This window comes from Enterobacter cloacae complex sp. ESBL7 (assembly GCF_041679625.1).
Lineage (GTDB): Bacteria > Pseudomonadota > Gammaproteobacteria > Enterobacterales > Enterobacteriaceae > Enterobacter > Enterobacter asburiae_B.
Genome location: NZ_JBGORN010000001.1, coordinates 1,188,864 through 1,205,534 on the forward strand (window position 1 = coordinate 1,188,864; position 16,671 = coordinate 1,205,534).

General features: G+C 57.1%; 17 protein-coding genes. 10 read left to right on the forward strand and 7 right to left on the reverse strand.

Going from position 1 to position 16,671, the window contains the following annotated elements; translation table 11 throughout:
• Positions 1-3: 3 nt before the first annotated feature.
• From sufB to ACERY3_RS05975, 6 genes are all read left to right on the forward strand, one after another.
• Positions 4-1,494 (forward strand): Fe-S cluster assembly protein SufB, encoded by a 1,491-nt coding sequence (sufB, locus tag ACERY3_RS05950; protein WP_039262105.1) that lies wholly within the window; start codon positions 4-6, stop codon positions 1,492-1,494.
• Between the two features lie 9 nt (positions 1,495-1,503).
• Entirely contained in the window at positions 1,504-2,250 is a 747-nt protein-coding gene (sufC, locus tag ACERY3_RS05955) for a Fe-S cluster assembly ATPase SufC (protein WP_033145303.1), read from the forward strand.
• On the forward strand, positions 2,225-3,496 hold the full coding sequence (gene sufD, locus ACERY3_RS05960) for a Fe-S cluster assembly protein SufD (protein WP_373225273.1): 1,272 nt from the start codon (positions 2,225-2,227) through the stop codon (positions 3,494-3,496). The genes sufC and sufD overlap by 26 nt, the downstream gene beginning before the upstream one ends.
• The gene (gene sufS / locus ACERY3_RS05965) at positions 3,493-4,713 is read left to right on the forward strand and encodes a cysteine desulfurase SufS (RefSeq protein ID WP_373225274.1); all 1,221 of its coding nucleotides are present in this window, start codon (positions 3,493-3,495) and stop codon (positions 4,711-4,713) included. The genes sufD and sufS overlap by 4 nt, the downstream gene beginning before the upstream one ends.
• Before the next feature lie 14 nt (positions 4,714-4,727).
• The gene (sufE, locus tag ACERY3_RS05970; RefSeq protein WP_028012869.1) at positions 4,728-5,144 is read left to right on the forward strand and encodes a cysteine desulfuration protein SufE; all 417 of its coding nucleotides are present in this window, start codon (positions 4,728-4,730) and stop codon (positions 5,142-5,144) included.
• A gap of 97 nt (positions 5,145-5,241) precedes the next feature.
• Positions 5,242-6,255: a L,D-transpeptidase family protein gene (locus ACERY3_RS05975; RefSeq protein WP_373225275.1), complete on the forward strand. Its 1,014-nt coding sequence runs from the start codon at positions 5,242-5,244 to the stop codon at positions 6,253-6,255.
• Between the two features lie 60 nt (positions 6,256-6,315).
• Here ACERY3_RS05975 and lpp read toward each other — a convergent pair whose 3' ends face one another.
• From lpp to ACERY3_RS05995, 4 genes are all read right to left on the reverse strand, one after another.
• Positions 6,316-6,552: a murein lipoprotein Lpp gene (gene lpp, locus ACERY3_RS05980; RefSeq protein WP_010430241.1), complete on the reverse strand. Its 237-nt coding sequence runs from the start codon at positions 6,550-6,552 to the stop codon at positions 6,316-6,318.
• 309 nt (positions 6,553-6,861) lie between these two features.
• Positions 6,862-8,283, reverse strand: a complete 1,422-nt coding sequence (gene pykF / locus ACERY3_RS05985) for a pyruvate kinase PykF (protein ID WP_029739779.1) — start codon at positions 8,281-8,283, stop codon at positions 6,862-6,864.
• Positions 8,284-8,660: 377 nt separating this feature from the next.
• Positions 8,661-9,806, reverse strand: a complete 1,146-nt coding sequence (locus tag ACERY3_RS05990) for a PLP-dependent aspartate aminotransferase family protein (RefSeq protein ID WP_058840763.1) — start codon at positions 9,804-9,806, stop codon at positions 8,661-8,663.
• Between the two features lie 11 nt (positions 9,807-9,817).
• Positions 9,818-11,188, reverse strand: coding sequence for a cystathionine beta-synthase (locus ACERY3_RS05995; protein WP_032657782.1), 1,371 nt, complete (start codon positions 11,186-11,188; stop codon positions 9,818-9,820).
• A 400-nt stretch (positions 11,189-11,588) separates the two neighbouring features.
• On the opposite strand from ACERY3_RS05995, the gene ACERY3_RS06000 reads away from it, so the two are divergent.
• The 4 genes from ACERY3_RS06000 to fumD all read left to right on the forward strand — a co-directional run bounded on the left by ACERY3_RS06000 (position 11,589) and on the right by fumD (position 14,428).
• Positions 11,589-12,611, forward strand: a complete 1,023-nt coding sequence (locus ACERY3_RS06000; protein ID WP_058840761.1) for a methionine ABC transporter ATP-binding protein — start codon at positions 11,589-11,591, stop codon at positions 12,609-12,611.
• Complete coding sequence (locus ACERY3_RS06005) at positions 12,604-13,272, forward strand: methionine ABC transporter permease (protein WP_008500617.1); 669 nt, start codon at positions 12,604-12,606, stop codon at positions 13,270-13,272. The genes ACERY3_RS06000 and ACERY3_RS06005 overlap by 8 nt, the downstream gene beginning before the upstream one ends.
• Positions 13,273-13,295: 23 nt before the next feature.
• Entirely contained in the window at positions 13,296-14,108 is an 813-nt protein-coding gene (locus ACERY3_RS06010; RefSeq protein WP_008500616.1) for a MetQ/NlpA family ABC transporter substrate-binding protein, read from the forward strand.
• A gap of 110 nt (positions 14,109-14,218) precedes the next feature.
• Complete coding sequence (gene fumD / locus ACERY3_RS06015) at positions 14,219-14,428, forward strand: fumarate hydratase FumD (protein ID WP_008500615.1); 210 nt, start codon at positions 14,219-14,221, stop codon at positions 14,426-14,428.
• Here fumD and ACERY3_RS06020 read toward each other — a convergent pair.
• Genes ACERY3_RS06020 through ACERY3_RS06030 form a run of 3 tightly spaced genes read right to left on the reverse strand, consistent with a single transcriptional unit; the run spans position 14,409 to position 16,670 of the window.
• Complete coding sequence (locus ACERY3_RS06020) at positions 14,409-15,095, reverse strand: amino acid ABC transporter permease (RefSeq protein ID WP_045401407.1); 687 nt, start codon at positions 15,093-15,095, stop codon at positions 14,409-14,411. The genes fumD and ACERY3_RS06020 overlap by 20 nt on opposite strands.
• Positions 15,079-15,855 (reverse strand): amino acid ABC transporter permease, encoded by a 777-nt coding sequence (locus tag ACERY3_RS06025; protein ID WP_058840760.1) that lies wholly within the window; start codon positions 15,853-15,855, stop codon positions 15,079-15,081. Before ACERY3_RS06025 ends, ACERY3_RS06020 begins: the two co-directional genes overlap by 17 nt.
• Positions 15,855-16,670 (reverse strand): amino acid ABC transporter ATP-binding protein, encoded by an 816-nt coding sequence (locus ACERY3_RS06030; protein WP_058840759.1) that lies wholly within the window; start codon positions 16,668-16,670, stop codon positions 15,855-15,857. The genes ACERY3_RS06025 and ACERY3_RS06030 overlap by 1 nt, the downstream gene beginning before the upstream one ends.
• Between the last annotated feature and the right edge of the window lies 1 nt (position 16,671).

Sequence of the window (16,671 nt, forward strand, 5' to 3'; positions counted from 1 at the left end):
ACTATGTCTCGTAATACTGAAGCAACGAGTGATGTAAATACCTGGGGCGGTGGGCACCTCAATTATAAAGAGGGGTTCTTCACCCAGCTGCAGACCGATGAGCTGGCGAAAGGCATCAACGAAGATGTCGTGCGGGCGATCTCGGCGAAACGCAACGAGCCCGAGTGGATGCTGGAGTTCCGCCTGAGCGCCTTCCGCGCCTGGCTGGAGATGGAAGAACCGCACTGGCTGAAAGCGCACTACGACAAGCTGAACTATCAGGACTACAGCTACTATTCTGCGCCCTCCTGCGGCAGCTGTGACGATACCTGCGCCTCGCAGCCCGGCGCGGTGCAGCAAACCGGTGCTGAGAACAGTTTCCTCAGCAAAGAGGTGGAAGAAGCCTTTAACCAGCTTGGCGTGCCCGTGCGTGAGGGGAAAGAGGTGGCGGTGGACGCCATTTTCGACTCCGTCTCGGTGGCGACCACCTACCGCGAGAAGCTGGCAGAGCAGGGGATCATCTTCTGCTCCTTCGGCGAAGCGATTCACGATCATCCGGAACTGGTGAAAAAATACATTGGGACCGTGGTGCCCTCTAACGACAACTTCTTTGCGGCGCTCAACGCGGCGGTAGCCTCTGACGGCACCTTTATCTATGTGCCGAAAGGCGTGCGCTGCCCGATGGAGCTGTCGACGTATTTCCGCATCAATGCCGAAAAAACCGGCCAGTTCGAACGCACGATTCTGGTTGCGGATGAAGGCAGCTACGTCAGCTATATCGAAGGGTGCTCCGCCCCGGTTCGCGACAGCTACCAGCTGCACGCGGCGGTGGTGGAGGTCATCATCCACAAAGATGCCGAGGTGAAATACTCCACGGTGCAAAACTGGTTCCCGGGCGACGGCAATACCGGCGGTATCCTGAACTTCGTCACCAAGCGCGCGCTGTGCGAAGGCGAAAACAGCAAGATGTCGTGGACCCAGTCAGAAACCGGCTCTGCCATCACCTGGAAATACCCGAGCTGCATTCTGCGCGGGGATAACTCCATCGGCGAGTTTTACTCGGTGGCGCTGACCAGCGGCCATCAGCAGGCCGATACCGGCACCAAGATGATCCACATTGGTAAAAACACCAAATCAACCATCATCTCGAAAGGGATCTCTGCCGGGCATAGCCAGAACAGCTATCGCGGGCTGGTGAAAATCATGCCGACGGCCACCAATGCGAGAAACTTTACCCAGTGTGACTCGATGCTGATTGGCGCTGACTGCGGGGCGCATACCTTCCCGTACGTCGAGTGCCGTAACAACACGGCCCAGCTTGAGCACGAGGCGACGACGTCGCGGATTGGGGAAGATCAGCTCTTCTACTGCCTGCAGCGCGGGATCAGCGAAGAAGACGCCATCTCGATGATCGTTAACGGCTTCTGTAAGGACGTGTTCTCTGAACTGCCGCTGGAATTTGCCGTTGAAGCCCAGAAACTCCTCGCCATTAGTCTTGAACACAGCGTCGGTTAAGGAAAGTACATGTTAAGCATTAAAGATTTACAGGTTAGCGTAGAAGACAAAGCCATCCTGCGTGGCCTCAATTTTGACGTCAGGCCGGGTGAAGTTCACGCCATCATGGGGCCGAACGGTTCCGGGAAAAGTACGCTTTCTGCGACGCTGGCGGGGCGCGAAGATTACGAGGTAACCCACGGCTCGGTGGAGTTTAACGGCAAAGATCTGCTTGAGATGTCGCCGGAAGACCGCGCGGGAGAGGGTATCTTCATGGCCTTCCAGTACCCGGTCGAAATTCCGGGCGTCAGCAACCAGTTCTTCCTGCAGACGGCGCTGAATGCGGTGCGAAAGTATCGCGGCCTGGAGGCGCTGGACCGCTTCGACTTCCAGGACCTGATGGAAGAGAAGATCAAGCTGCTGAAAATGCCGGAAGATCTGCTGACCCGTTCGGTTAACGTTGGCTTTTCCGGCGGCGAGAAAAAGCGTAACGACATCCTGCAGATGGCGGTGCTGGAGCCCGAGCTGTGCATTCTGGATGAAACCGACTCCGGCCTGGATATCGACGCCCTGAAGATTGTCGCTGACGGGGTGAACTCCCTGCGCGACGGCAAGCGTTCGTTCATTATCGTCACTCATTACCAGCGCATTCTGGACTACATCAAGCCGGATTACGTCCACGTGCTTTACCAGGGGCGCATTGTGAAATCCGGTGATTTCACGCTGGTTAAACAACTGGAGGAGCAGGGCTATGGCTGGCTTACCGAACAGCAGTAATGCGCTCCAGCAGTGGCACCGGCTGTTTGAAGCCCAGGGCGGCACGCGCTCTGAGCAGGCGCAGCAGCATCTGCAGCAGATGCTGCGTCTCGGCCTGCCGACGCGTAAGAATGAGAACTGGAAGTACACCCCGCTTGATGGCCTGCTGAACGCCGAGTTCGTGACCCGTCTGGCGGATCTCACCCCGGCGCAGCGTGACGCGCTGGCGGTAAACGTGGATGCCGTGCGCCTGGTGTTTGTCGACGGTGAGTTCTGTTCGGAACTGAGCGACGCCCTTCAGGGGAGCGGGTTTGAGATTGAGATAAACGACGATCGCCAGCCCCTCAGCGCCCCGGTTCAGCCTGAGGTGTTCCTGCACCTGACCGAGAGCCTGGCCCGCAGCGTGACGCATATCTCCGTGAAGCGTAACCAGCGTCCGGCAAAACCGCTGCTGCTGATGCACATCACCCAGGGGCTGGACGGCGACGAAATCAACACCGCGCACTATCGCCACCATCTTGAGCTGGCGGAGGGGGCGGAGGCCACGGTAATCGAACATTACGTCAGCCTCAACGAGACGCGCCACTTTACCGGATCGCGTTTGACGATGAACGTTGCCGCCAATGCCCAGCTTCACCACGTCAAGCTGGCGTTTGAGAATGCGCAGAGCCACCACTTTGCCCATAACGACATTGTGCTGGGTCAGGATGCCGCGGCGTACAGCCACAGCTTCCTGCTCGGCGGGTCGGTGCTGCGCCACAACACCAGCACGCAGCTTAACGGTGAAAACACCACGCTGCGCATCAACAGCCTGGCGATGCCGGTTAAATCTGAAGTGTGCGACACGCGCACCTGGCTTGAGCACAACAAGGGCTACTGCAACAGCCGCCAGCTGCATAAAACCATCGTCAGCGACAGAGGCCGCGCGGTGTTTAACGGACTGATTAACGTGGCGCAGCACGCCATTAAAACTGACGGGCAGATGACCAACAACAATCTGCTGTTAGGTCGCCTGGCGGAAGTGGACACCAAACCGCAGCTGGAGATCTACGCCGACGACGTGAAGTGCAGCCACGGTGCAACGGTCGGGCGCATCGACGACGAGCAGATGTTCTACCTGCGTTCCCGCGGTATCGACCAGCAGGCGGCGCAGAAAATGATTATCTATGCGTTTGCCGCCGAACTGACGGAAGCGCTGAACGATGGTCAGTTGAAACAGCAGGTGCTGGCGCGTATCGGTCAGCGTCTGCCTGGAGGCGAAGCATGAGTTTTCCCGTCGAGAAAGTACGGGCAGATTTTCCGGTTCTGACCCGTGAAGTAAACGGTCTTCCTCTGGCCTATCTGGACAGCGCGGCCAGCGCGCAGAAGCCTAACCCGGTAGTGGATGCGGAAGCCGAGTTTTATCGCCACGGCTACGCCGCCGTGCATCGCGGTATTCATACCCTGAGCGCCGAGGCGACCCAGCGTATGGAAAACGTGCGCACGCAAATTGCCGCCTTCCTCAATGCGAAATCGCCTGAAGAGCTGGTCTTCGTGCGCGGAACTACCGAAGGGATCAACCTTGTCGCTAACAGCTGGGGCAACGCGCAGGTCCACGCGGGGGATAATATTATCATCACCCAGATGGAGCACCACGCCAATATCGTGCCGTGGCAGATGCTCTGCGAGCGCGTTGGTGCGCAATTGCGGGTCATTCCGCTCAACGTTGACGGGACGCTGCAGCTCGAGCAGTTCGACGCACTGCTGGATGACCGCACGCGGCTGGTGGCGGTCACCCAGGTCTCCAACGTGCTGGGGACGGAAAACCCGGTGGCAGAGATTATCGAAAAAGCCCACCAGGCCGGCGCGAAGGTGCTGATTGACGGCGCTCAGGCGGTGATGCACCACGCGGTTGACGTTCAGGCGCTGGACTGCGATTTCTACGTCTTTTCAGGCCACAAGCTCTATGGGCCGACCGGGATTGGCGTGCTGTACGTGAAAGAAGACATCCTGCAGGCGATGCCGCCGTGGGAAGGGGGCGGATCGATGATCGCCACCGTTAGCCTGACGGAAGGCACCACCTATGCGCGCGCGCCGTGGCGTTTTGAGGCGGGCACGCCCAATACCGGCGGGATTATCGGGCTGGGGGCGGCGGTCTCCTACGTCTCCGCAATCGGCCTTCAGAGCATTCATGAGTACGAACAGCTGCTGATGCACTATGCGCTTGCGGAGCTTGCCAGCGTGCCGGATTTGACCCTCTACGGGCCTGCAGACCGGCAAGGGGTGATCGCGTTCAATCTCGGGAAACATCACGCCTATGACGTGGGCAGTTTCCTCGATAACTACGGCGTGGCGGTCCGTACCGGGCACCACTGCGCCATGCCGCTGATGGCGTTTTACCAGGTGCCGGCAATGTGCCGCGCGTCGCTGGTGATGTACAACACAACGGAAGAGGTCGACAGGCTGGTGGCGGGGCTTAAGCGCATTCACCAGCTGCTGGGCTAACGGAGAGGCGAAAGATGGCAGAACTGCCGGACAGAGACAAATTGCTGCGCAACTTTGGGCGTTGCGCAAACTGGGAAGAGAAGTACCTTTATATCATCGAGCTGGGGCAGCGCCTGCCGCCGCTCGGTGAGGAGGCGCATAACCCGGAAAATATTATTCAGGGCTGTCAGAGCCAGGTGTGGATTGTGATGGAGCAGTCTGACGACGGCACGATAGCACTGCACGGCGACAGCGATGCGGCCATTGTAAAAGGGCTTATTGCGGTCGTCTTTATTCTTTACCACCGGATGTCGGCGCAGGATATTGTCGCGTTCGATGTCCGCCCGTGGTTTGAAAAAATGGCCCTCACACAACACCTCACCCCGTCTCGTTCCCAGGGACTCGAAGCGATGATTCGCGCGATTCGCGCCAAAGCTGCAATCCTTAGCTAGACTTACAGAACAGCATTCATTCTGTTTCGCGAGGTGGTTCCCGCCTCGCTGGTTTTTCAGCTTTCTGGCGTCCTGCCAGTGAATAAGGAATCTCAGCATGAAGCGCGCGTCTCTCATAACTCTATTACTCCTCAGTTCGCTCGGCGCACTTAATTCGGCCCGCGCGATGGACTATCCGTTGCCGCCCGCAGGCAGTCGCCTGATTGGGCAAAATCAAACCTACACGATACAGGAAGGGGATAATAAGCTGCAGACCATCGCCCGCCGGTTTAATACCGCGGCGCAGGTGATTCTGGAAACGAACAATACCATTGCGCCGGTAAACCCTGCGCCGGGAACCGTCATTACCATCCCGTCGCAGATGCTGCTGCCGGACACGCCGCGCGAGGGAATTGTGGTGAACCTCGCAGAGCTGCGGCTCTACTACTTCCCGCCGGGAGAAAATATCGTTCAGGTCTTCCCGCTCGGCATCGGACAGCTGGGGCTGGAAACGCCGGTCACGACCACGCGCGTAAGCCAGAAAATCCCGAATCCCACCTGGACACCCACGCCGGGCATCAGAGCACGCTCTCTGGAGCAGGGAATTAAATTACCTCCGGTAGTACCTGCCGGGCCAAATAACCCGCTGGGACGCTTTGCACTGCGTTTAGGCGTGGGCAACGGGGAATATCTCATCCACGGCTCCAGCGCGCCGGACAGCGTTGGTCTGCGCGTCAGCTCCGGCTGTATGCGGATGAATGCCCCGGACATTAAAGCCCTGTTTGAACAGGTGCGGGTTGGCACGCGGGTACAGATTATCAATGAACCCGTGAAGTTCTCCGTGGAGCCGGATGGTAAACGCTATATTGAAGTCCATCGCCCGCTGGCGCAGGCTGAGGGAGAAAACCCGCAGGTCTCGCCCATTACCCACTCCGCCGACTTTGCGACCTTTGTTTCTCAGGCGGGAAGCGATAAGGCGCTGATCGAGAAAGCCCTGTCGCGCCGCGCCGGGATCCCGGTTATCGTGTCGTCAGGAAGCGGCCCGTCGGCCAGCAATAGCGTATTGTCGGTGCAGAACAGCCGGGTGTCCGCTGCGGTAGCGGAAGATGAAGGGGAGAAGGTGACGCAGTAGCCGTTTGACGCAGGCAAAAAAAATGGCGCACAATGTGCGCCATTTTATTAACAGGTACTATTACTTACGGTATTTAGTAGCCTGGTTGTCCAGACGCTGGTTAGCGCGAGCTGCGTCGTCTTTAGCAGCCTGAACGTCGGAACGGATTGCGTTCACGTCGTTGCTCAGCTGGTCAACTTTAGCGTTCAGAGTCTGAACGTCAGAAGACAGCTGATCGATTTTAGCGTTGCTGGAGCAACCAGCCAGCAGAGTAGAACCCAGGATTACCGCGCCCAGTACCAGTTTAGTACGATTCATTATTAATACCCTCTAGATTGAGTTAATCTCCATGTAGCGTTACAAGTATTACACAAAGTTTTTTGGGTTGAGAATATTTTTTTGATGGGAATACACCTATTTTTGATCGTTCGCTCAAAGAAGCATCGAATCGGCCCTTTTTGAGCAAAAATCTATGTAAAAAAAGGCATTTATCATCGGATTCATCTTAGATAATTCGCAATTAAATAGAAAAACCCGATTTGCAATTTGAATGACTTTAGCTAATGCCAGGAATAAAAAAAGCGCCCGGAGGGCGCTTTTTATCAAAATTAATTCGTTCGGGAATTATTACAGCACGTGAACAGATGCGGTATTGGTGGTTCCGCTTGGTACCAGCGCGCCCGAAACCATGACCACAACGTCACCTTTCTGTGCCAGACCACGATCAACCAGCTCCAGCGCCACTTCTTTACCCAGACGGTAGAAATCATCCGTAGACGCGATCTCTTTCACCAGGTGAGGGATCACGCCTTTGCTCAGCACCAGCTGACGAGCCGTGGTTTCGTTGGTGGTCAGCGCCAGGATAGTCGCATCCGGGAAGTATTTACGCACTGCGCGAGCTGATTTACCGCCCTGGGTCGCAACCACGATCAGCGGCGCTTCCAGCTTCTCAGCCGTTTCTACTGCACCGCGGCATACCGCTTCGGTGATGCGCAGCTTGCGGCTGTCGTTGTTGTAGTCCAGACGGCTTTTCATTACGCGGTCGGTACGTTCGCAGATGGTGGCCATGATGGACACCGCTTCCAGCGGATATTTACCTTTTGCGGATTCGCCGGACAGCATAACGGCATCAGTACCGTCCAGGATGGCGTTAGCCACGTCGCCTGCTTCTGCGCGGGTTGGGCGTGGGTTTTTGATCATGGAGTCCAGCATCTGCGTGGCGGTGATAACCACTTTGCGCGCGCGAACGCATTTCTCGATCATCATCTTCTGCGCGAAGATCACTTCTTCAACCGGGATTTCTACGCCCAGGTCGCCACGTGCAACCATGATGCCGTCAGACGCTTCGAGGATTTCGTCGAAGTTGTTCAGGCCTTCCTGGTTTTCAATTTTGGAGATGATCTGGATCTTCTCGCCGCCGTGCGCTTTCAGGTGCTCACGAATTTCAACCACGTCAGAACGCTTACGGATGAAGGAGGCCGCAACAAAGTCAACGCCTTGTTCGCAACCGAAGATCAGGTCCTGTTTGTCTTTTTCGGCCAGTGCTGGCAGTGCGATAGAGACGCCCGGCAGGTTAACGCCTTTGTTTTCGCCCAGGTCGCCGTTGTTCAGCACCTTACAGATAACCTTGTTGCCTTCGATGGCGGTGACTTCCATACCGATCAGACCATCGTCTACCAGCACGGTGTTACCGACGGACAGGTCGTTGGTGAAGCCTTCATAGGTCACTGCAACGATTTCGCTGTTGCCGACAACGGATTTGTCGGTGGTGAAGGTGAAGGTCTGGCCCGCTTTCAGAGAGACGTCGTTACCGCCTTCCAGTTTGATGGTACGGATTTCTGGACCTTTGGTATCCAGCAGGATCGCAGCTTTTTTACCGGTCTTGCTCATTACGTTGCGCAAGTTCTGGATACGCTGACCGTGTTCTGCGTAATCACCGTGGGAGAAGTTCAGACGCATCACGTTCATGCCGGCGTCCAGCATTTTGGTCAGCATCTCTTCAGATTCGGTTTTCGGGCCGATAGTACAAACAATTTTCGTCTTTTTCATGACAGTCTTAGTCTTTAAGTTGGGAAGGATATGGAAATCTCGCTCCGGGGGCGCACCGCCGCGGAGTCAAACCTGTGTTGCAAAAGAGTATATGACACGCACTAAGGATAGGAGACATCAAATGAGCGTGCAGAAGAAAGTGTGCCTGAGTGACAGCCCAACGAAGGAGAGGAGAAGTTGTACGTTGTTTTTTGTATTCCAAGCGCTGAAACCATTCACCAGGGATTAGGCGCGCATTATACGCTGATTTTAAGATAAAAGGAAAATGGAAACGGTGTTTCAGAAATATTCTGTGCAGTTTCACATAATATTGTTATCAAGGCGTTAAGCCATGATGACAACTTATGGCGGCAGGTGATTGACCTGCCGCGTTTTGCTTATTTTTGCAGCGCCTGGCTGAGGTCGGCAATCAGGTCTTTCGGATCTTCAATCCCGACTGACAGACGGATAAGCTGCGGCACAATGCCGTTTGCCAGGCGTTGCTCCAGCGGAATCGAGGCGTGCGTCATGCTGTAAGGCTGGCTCACCAGACTTTCCACACCGCCGAGGCTTTCCGCGAGGGTGAACAGCTTCAGGTTGCGAATCACCTCGGTGGCGCGTTGCGCATCCCCTTTTACCACGACGGAAATCATCCCACCGGGCAGGGCCATCTGCGTGCGGGCAAGATGATATTGCGGATGCGATTCCAGGCCGGGATAGAACACCTTTTCGACCAGAGGATGCTGCTCCAGCCATTGCGCAATCGCCAGCGCGTTGGTGCTGTGCTTTTCTACCCTCAACGCAAGCGTGCGAATACCGCGCAGCGTCAGGAAGCTGCTGAACGGATCCAGTACGCCGCCCACCGCGTTTTGCAGATAACCCAGCTTATCCGCCAGTTCCCTGTTGTCCCCGACAATCGCCAGCCCGGCCACCACGTCAGAGTGGCCGTTCAGGTATTTGGTGGCGGAGTGCACCACGATATCGAAACCCGACTCCAGCGGACGGTGGATCACCGGCGACGCGAAGGTGTTATCCGCCACGCTGATGACGTTATGACGTCGGGCGATCGCCGCAATGGCCGCCAGATCCGCCAGCTTCAGCAGCGGGTTGGTTGGCGTTTCGACCCAGACCATGCGGGTATCCGGGCGAATGGCGGCCTCGAGACCGGCTAAGTCGTCCGGTTTAACCCAGCTGACCTGCAGGCCGGTGCTGCGCTTGCGCACGTTTTCAATCAGGCGGTATGTCCCGCCGTAAACGTCATCAATGGCGACAATATGGCTGTCTTTATCCAGCAGTTCGAGCACCGTGGAGATGGCCGCCAGACCGGAGGCGAAGGCGTAGCCGCGCGTGCCGCCTTCCAGTTCGGCGATGGCGGTTTCCAGCGCATGGCGTGTAGGATTGCCGCTGCGGGAATATTCATAGCCGGTATGCTCGCCGGGTGACGGTTGCGCAAACGTTGAGGTGGCGTAAATCGGCGGCATGACGGCGCCGTGCTGGTCGTTGAACTCGCCGCTGTGTACGCTCAGGGTAGCCAGGTTTTTCATCATCGATTCCTTTATTGCTGAAGACGGTTGCGCCAGGCGGTCAGAACGTCGCTGCGCGTAATCAGACCGAGAAAACGGTCGTTGTCATTAATCACGGCCACCAGACCGCGGTCGAAGATGGCGTTCAGGGCGCTTTCCGGGGCGTGTTTATCAAGAAACTCCACCTGACGCGTCATGGCTGCCGTCACCGGAAGCGCGAAGCGGTCGCCGTCGCCGCCGATGTGCCGCAGGAGATCCCACTCGTCGATAATGCCCACCACCTTGCCGTTCTCCAGCACCGGCAGCTGGGAGATGTCATACAGGCGCATGCGTGCCAGTACGGTGGAAAGCGTGTCGTCCGGGGCGGCGGTAACGGTGGCGCCTTCATCGTGGCGCAGGGCGATATAGTCGGAGAGATCGCCGGCCTGAGGGCGCGTGATGAGCCCTTGTTGACGCATCCAGTCATCGTTGAACATCTTCGAGAGATACTTATTGCCGCTGTCGCAGGCGAAGGTCACCACGCGCTTCGGCGCGGTCTGCGCCTGGCAATACTTCAGCGCGGCCGCCAGCAGCGTGCCGCTGGAGGAGCCCGCCAGAATGCCTTCCGTTTTCAGCAGATCGCGCGCGGTGGTGAAGGCCTCGCGGTCGGTAATGCGCCAGGCGCGATTCACCCCTTCAATGTGGGCCAGCGGCGGAATAAAGTCTTCGCCAATACCTTCAACCAGCCAGGAGCCCGCGTCGTGATAGCGTCCGGTTTCCACCTGGTCGGCGAGAACCGATCCGGCCGGATCTGCCAGGACAAACTCCGTGTGCGGAGAGTGCTCAGCGAACCACGCCTGCAGGCCGCCCAGCGTACCGCCTGAGCCGACGCCCACCACGATGGCGTCGATCCGCCCGTCAAGCTGCTCGTACAGTTCCGGTGCCGTGGTGGTGCGGTGCGCCAGCGGGTTGGCCTCATTATTGAACTGGTCGATGTAAAACGCGCCGGGCAGCTCGTTGGCCAGGCGCTGGGCGTAATCCTGGTAATAGGCGGGGTGGCCCTTGTTAACGTCGGAGCGGGTCAGCACCACCTGGGCACCCAGCGCGCGCAGGTGGAAAATCTTCTCGCGGCTCATTTTGTCCGGCACCACCAGGATCAGCGAGTAGCCTTTCTGGGCGGCAATCAGGGCCAGGCCGAGACCGGTATTCCCCGCCGTCGCCTCAATAATCGTGCCGCCCGGCTGCAGCTGGCCGGTACGCTCCGCTTCGTTAATCATCGACAGCGCAACGCGATCCTTAATAGAGCCGCCCGGATTCTGGTTTTCCAGCTTCAGGAACAGCGAGCAGGGACCGGTATCAAGCTTGTGCAGCTGGATAAGCGGGGTACGACCAATCAGTTCAGTGACGGAGTGATAAATCGTCATGATGTTTTCCTTTCTGGATGTCATGACGGGATGATAGAGCGGCGAAATTTTCGCAATAAAGAACCATTCACTGCTCTTTAGAACAGAAAAGAATATAAATGCCATTTTTGGATGTCAGGACAGCAAGACGTAAAGTTGTCTGGATGTGAGGATGGCTATATCGGCATGAAATGCTGAAAAAATGACCGTTTTTAGCGGGCATCTACCAGCAGATATGCATCCGGCAGATAATCATTGCTGAAATTGATCTAAATGCTTCCCACCCTGTAAATCCGCTGTTTATTTCCCAAAGTTATAACAAATTCTTTTTTGTTCATTTGAAAGCTGATAACGCCTGTTTACTATCGTTTGGACATCCATACTGCTAAACAGCCATGCGCGAAACGGATAAAGAATAAGAATGATCGTACTCAGGAATATTTCGAAGGTTTTTGACAACGGAAAGGTCGCGCTGACTGCCGTTGATAACGTCAATTTGACGATAGAGCAGGGACAGATTTACGGAATTATCGGCTACAGCGGAGCCGGGAAAAGCACGCTGATTCGTCTGCTGAACGGTCTGGAAAAACCCAGCGCCGGAAGCGTGACCATTAACGGACAGGATATCTCTGCGGCAAAGGGTGAAGCGTTGCGCCAGGCGCGCCTGAAAATCAGCATGGTGTTCCAGCACTTCAACCTGCTGTGGTCGCGCACGGTGAGCGAGAATATCGCTTTCTCGATGCAAATCGCCGGTGTGCCAAAAGCCAGCATCAAGGCGCGCGTCGCCGAGCTGGTGGATCTGGTCGGCCTGAAGGGGCGCGAGAATGCCTACCCGTCCCAGCTGAGCGGCGGGCAAAAGCAGCGCGTGGGTATTGCGCGCGCTTTGGCTAACAGCCCTGACGTGCTGCTCTGCGATGAAGCCACCTCCGCGCTCGACCCGCAGACCACCGATCAGATCCTCGATCTGCTGCTGGATATTAACCGCCGCTTCAGGCTGACCATCGTGCTGATCACCCACGAGATGCACGTGGTGCGCAAAATCTGCGACCGCGTGGCGGTGATGGAGAACGGTAAAGTGGTTGAAGAAGGCGACGTGCTGAGCGTCTTTACCCATCCGCAGCAGCCGATTACGCAGCAGTTTGTCCGACAGGTGAGCCAGTACGCTGAAGAGGAAACTTTCAATACCGAACTGGCAAAGGATCTGGAAGGCACGGTCATCAGGCTGACCTTTACCGGGCACAGCACCCATAAGCCGATCGTGGGTGAACTGACCCTGCGCTACGGCCTGCCGTTTAACATCCTGCACGGGAAAATGACGCAAACCGCCCACGGAGTGTTTGGTCAGCTCTGGGTGCATGTCGTGGCATCCGATGAACAACTGAACAATATCCTCGCCGACCTGCAGCACAGCGATATTGAAGGCGAGGTGATTAAACATGGCTGAGAATCTCTTTCCGCATCTCAAGTGGGATCAGCTCTGGGCGGCGACGCTGGAGACGCTGTACATGACCGCGCTGTCCGGCGTAGCGACGTTTGTGCTGGGCATCGTGCTGGGGCTGGCGCTGTTTTTAACCGCGCGCGGCGGGTTGTTCCACAACCGCACGGTCTACAGCGTGATTTCGATTGTGGTGAACGTGTTCCGCTCTATTCCGTTCATCATTTTGATTGTCCTGCTGATCCCGTTCACCAAGACCGTCGTCGGCACCATTCTTGGCGCCAACGCGGCGCTGCCGGCGCTGATTGTGGGCGCCGCACCGTTCTACGCACGCCTGGTGGAGATCGCCCTGCGTGAAGTGGATAAGGGCGTCATCGAAGCAACGCGCTCGATGGGCGCACGACTGAGCACGTTAGTGTTTCGGGTTTTACTGCCGGAATCATCACCCGCACTGGTATCGGGTATTACGGTGACGCTCATTGCGCTGGTGAGCTACAGCGCAATGGCGGGGGTGATTGGCGCCGGCGGTTTGGGAAATCTGGCTTATCTGGAAGGATTCCAGCGCAACCATGGTGACGTCACGCTGGTGGCAACGGTGACCATTCTGATCATCGTTTTCATTATCCAGTTCTGCGGCGATGTCATTACTTCACTGTTAGATAAACGCTAATAAATACACACAGGAACCACATCATGAAAAAAACACTGACACTGATCGCCGCCGCAACCCTGAGCGCCCTGAGCTTCGCTTCCTGGGCTGACACCCTGACCGTAGGCGCATCCAATACGCCGCACGCCGAAATTCTGGAGCAGGCTAAGCCGATTCTGGCGAAGCAGGGTATCGACCTGGAGATTAAACCGTTCCAGGACTACATTCTGCCGAACACCGCGCTGGCGGGTCATGACATCGACGCGAACTATTTCCAGCACATTCCTTACCTGAACAGCGTGCTGAAGGATCATGCGGGCGATAAAGACTACGATTTCGTCAGTGCGGGCGCGATCCACATTGAGCCAATCGGCATCTACTCCAAAAAATACAAGTCGCTGAAAGACCTGCCGGAAGGCGGCAAGATCATCATGCGTGACGCGGTTTCTGAAGAGGGGCGCATTCTCTCCATCTTTGAGAAAGAGGGCGTGATCAAGCTGAAGCCGGGCATCGACAAAGTGACCGCGCGCATCAGCGACATCGTTGAGAACCCGAAAAAGCTGAAGTTCACGCCGAACGTGGAAGCCTCTCTGCTGCCGCAGATGTACAACAACAACGAAGGCGATGCGGTGGTGATTAACGCCAACTACGCGATTGACGCCGGTCTGGATCCGGTTCACGACCCGATTGCGGTAGAGAGCGGTGAAAACAACCCGTACGCCAACATCATTACCGTGCATCGCGGTGACGAGAAGAAGAAAGATATCGTTGCGCTGGTGAACGTCCTGCACTCGAAAGAGATTCAGGACTGGATCCGCACCAAGTACAAAGGCGCGGTCATCCCAGTAAACAACTAATTTACTGATTTTACAGATGAAGCCCGGCGAGTCTCTCGCCGGGCTTCTTTTTTGTATCCGGCAGGAGAATCATTTAAGCTCAACGTTTAACAGGCAATGGAGTGATGACGATGGGTAACGTGACCAAAGATGAAGCGCTGTATCAGGAGATGTGCCGGGTGGTCGGGAAGGTGGTGCTTGAGATGCGTGATTTAGGGCAGGAGCCAAAGCATATTGTCATTGCCGGAGTCCTGCGTACCGCGCTGGCGAACCAGCGCGTGAAACGCAGTGAACTGACAACCGAAGCGATGGAAACGGTGGTTAAAGCGCTGGCCGGGTAATGCGCCAGCGTTTCGCAAGCTGTTCGAGCGAGCAGCAGAGCAGGTAGTAGACCACGCCCGTAAAGATAAAAATGGCCGCCGGGTAGATTTGCACCCGGTTGTTGACCTGTCCCGCCACCGTGGTCAGCTCCGGTACGTTCACGATAAACGCCAGCGACGTATCCTTCAGCAGGCTGATAAAAATCCCCACCAGCGACGGCAGAATATTCCTCAGCGCCTGCGGCAGCAGCACGCGCAGGAGGGTTTGCTGCGTGCTGAAGCCCTGTGACAGTGCGGCCTCATATTGTCCGGACGGTAGCGCGTTAAGCCCGGCCAGCACCGAGTGCATCACCGTTGCCGCGGTAAACCAGGCCAGAGCCAGCGTGACGGTCAGCGCTCCCGGCAGATCGCCTCCGGTCATAAGCGGCAGGAGATACCACATCCAGAAAATTACGAAGATGAGCGGGATACCGCGAATCAGCTCTGCCCATAAAAAGAGGACCTTTCGCACGAGCCCGGTAAAGCGCCAGGCCAGACAGGCGAGCACTATCCCTCCGGGCAGAGCGATGACGGCGGCCCCGGCAGCCATCATCAACGACAGCAATACGCCCCCCGGTTCACCCGTTGCCGCGCGTCCCCACAGCAGATAGTCGAGGTTATCGGTGATGACGTTAAGTCCGGCAATCATGTTTTTCACTCCCTGAGGTGGCGACGCCTGGGCGTTTACGTTTCGCGTCAGGTCCGATGCGAACCAGCACCATCCCCATGACCAGGCCGGTCAGCAGATAGAGTGCGGTTCCGAGGGTAAATGCCTCCAGCGCGTGCGCGTTATAGCTCTCGATCTGTCTGACCTGATAGGTCAGCTCGGCAAAGCCAATCCCGCTCGCGAGCGAGGAGAGCTTCATCAGATTAAGATACTGGCCCACAACCGGCTGCCAGGCGTTGGCCAGCCCCTGCGGCAGAAGGATGTAACGAAACAGACGCCACGCGGAGAATCCCTGCGCGAGCGCCGCCTCCCGCTGTCCGGCAGGCACTGAACGTAAGCCCGACTCCACCTCTTCGATTAAAAACGCCGAGGTAAAGACGCCCAACCCCCAGGCAGAACATAAAAATTCGGGCGTAAACCACCAGACGTCGCCGGGCAGAATTGACCAGCTGTGATCCGCGTTCACCGCGTCGCGGAACGCCTGCGGTAGCCCGTTCCAGGCGGCAAAATACCAGAACAGCAGCTGCACCAGCAGCGGCGTATTGCGAAACAGCGACACCCAGCTGCTGACGACCGCATTCCCGGGGCGTCCGCCGGAAAGGCGCAGGAGCATAAAGAGCAGTGCGAGCAGGCTGGCCAGCAGCATCCCGGCAAGCGTGACCCACAGGGTGGTGAGAAATCCGGAGAGTATCCACTGCAGAGGCTGTCCGGTCAGTACCCCCTGCCAGTCGAGCGCGGGCATTACAGATGCTCCTGATGCAGCGGGTTGAGCACCTTTTGCAGGAACCGCTGCGCGCGCGGATGCGACGGCTGGCTGAAAAACTGTGCCGGCGGCGCGGTTTCCAGAATTTGCCCGTCGTCGATAAAGACAATCCGGTCGGCTATTTCCCGGGCAAACTGCATCTCGTGGGTCACCACGATCATCGTGATCCCGCTGTGGGCGAGGGCTTTCATCACGTACAGTACTTCACCAATCATCTCCGGATCCAGCGCGGAGGTGGGTTCATCGAACAGAATGATTTGCGGTGAAGAGGCCAGGGCGCGGGCAATCGCGACGCGCTGCTGCTGTCCACCGGAAAGCTCTGCCGGTAAATGGTGGGCTTTTTCCAGCATCCCGACCTTCTCCAGCAGGGCCAGCGCGCGCTCCCGTGCGGGCTGCGGCTTCCAGCCGTGAACGTGCTCCAGCGCCAGGGTGATGTTCTGGCTGGCGGTGAGGTGGGCGTAAAGATTGAACTGCTGGAACACAAACCCCACGCGGCTGCGCAGCTGGCGCAGCCCGATACCGGAGAGCTTTGCGGTAGGCTTGTTGTCGACCAGAATCTCCCCGCCGCTCAGGGTTTCAAGCTGGTTGATGAGACGAATCAGGGTGGATTTACCGGAACCCGAAGGGCCGAGGATGGCGACCACTTCACCGGGCGTGATGGTGAGGTTAATGTCGTTTAAAACCTGATGGTCACCGTAGCGTTTGTCCACATGACGAAACTCGACGCTGGCCTGTTCCAGATGTGAAAAATCCGCGGCACCGGCCGCGGAGTGTGAAAATAAACCTGAGAGCATA

Excerpts from the sequence above, each read along its gene's own strand:
- ACERY3_RS05975 (WP_373225275.1), top strand. The coding sequence starts at position 5,242 with ATGAAGCGCGCGTCTCTCATAACTCTATTACTCCTCAGTTCGCTCGGC.
- ACERY3_RS06020 (WP_045401407.1), bottom strand. The coding sequence starts at position 15,095 with ATGATTGCCGGACTTAACGTCATCACCGATAACCTCGACTATCTGCTG.
- sufS (WP_373225274.1), top strand. The coding sequence starts at position 3,493 with ATGAGTTTTCCCGTCGAGAAAGTACGGGCAGATTTTCCGGTTCTGACC.
- pykF (WP_029739779.1), bottom strand. The coding sequence starts at position 8,283 with ATGAAAAAGACGAAAATTGTTTGTACTATCGGCCCGAAAACCGAATCT.
- sufC (WP_033145303.1), top strand. The coding sequence starts at position 1,504 with ATGTTAAGCATTAAAGATTTACAGGTTAGCGTAGAAGACAAAGCCATC.
- ACERY3_RS06000 (WP_058840761.1), top strand. The coding sequence starts at position 11,589 with ATGATCGTACTCAGGAATATTTCGAAGGTTTTTGACAACGGAAAGGTC.
- fumD (WP_008500615.1), top strand. The coding sequence starts at position 14,219 with ATGGGTAACGTGACCAAAGATGAAGCGCTGTATCAGGAGATGTGCCGG.
- sufE (WP_028012869.1), top strand. The coding sequence starts at position 4,728 with ATGGCAGAACTGCCGGACAGAGACAAATTGCTGCGCAACTTTGGGCGT.
- sufB (WP_039262105.1), top strand. The coding sequence starts at position 4 with ATGTCTCGTAATACTGAAGCAACGAGTGATGTAAATACCTGGGGCGGT.
- ACERY3_RS05990 (WP_058840763.1), bottom strand. The coding sequence starts at position 9,806 with ATGAAAAACCTGGCTACCCTGAGCGTACACAGCGGCGAGTTCAACGAC.
- ACERY3_RS06025 (WP_058840760.1), bottom strand. The coding sequence starts at position 15,855 with ATGCCCGCGCTCGACTGGCAGGGGGTACTGACCGGACAGCCTCTGCAG.
- ACERY3_RS06030 (WP_058840759.1), bottom strand. The coding sequence starts at position 16,670 with ATGCTCTCAGGTTTATTTTCACACTCCGCGGCCGGTGCCGCGGATTTT.
- ACERY3_RS06010 (WP_008500616.1), top strand. The coding sequence starts at position 13,296 with ATGAAAAAAACACTGACACTGATCGCCGCCGCAACCCTGAGCGCCCTG.
- sufD (WP_373225273.1), top strand. The coding sequence starts at position 2,225 with ATGGCTGGCTTACCGAACAGCAGTAATGCGCTCCAGCAGTGGCACCGG.
- lpp (WP_010430241.1), bottom strand. The coding sequence starts at position 6,552 with ATGAATCGTACTAAACTGGTACTGGGCGCGGTAATCCTGGGTTCTACT.
- ACERY3_RS05995 (WP_032657782.1), bottom strand. The coding sequence starts at position 11,188 with ATGACGATTTATCACTCCGTCACTGAACTGATTGGTCGTACCCCGCTT.
- ACERY3_RS06005 (WP_008500617.1), top strand. The coding sequence starts at position 12,604 with ATGGCTGAGAATCTCTTTCCGCATCTCAAGTGGGATCAGCTCTGGGCG.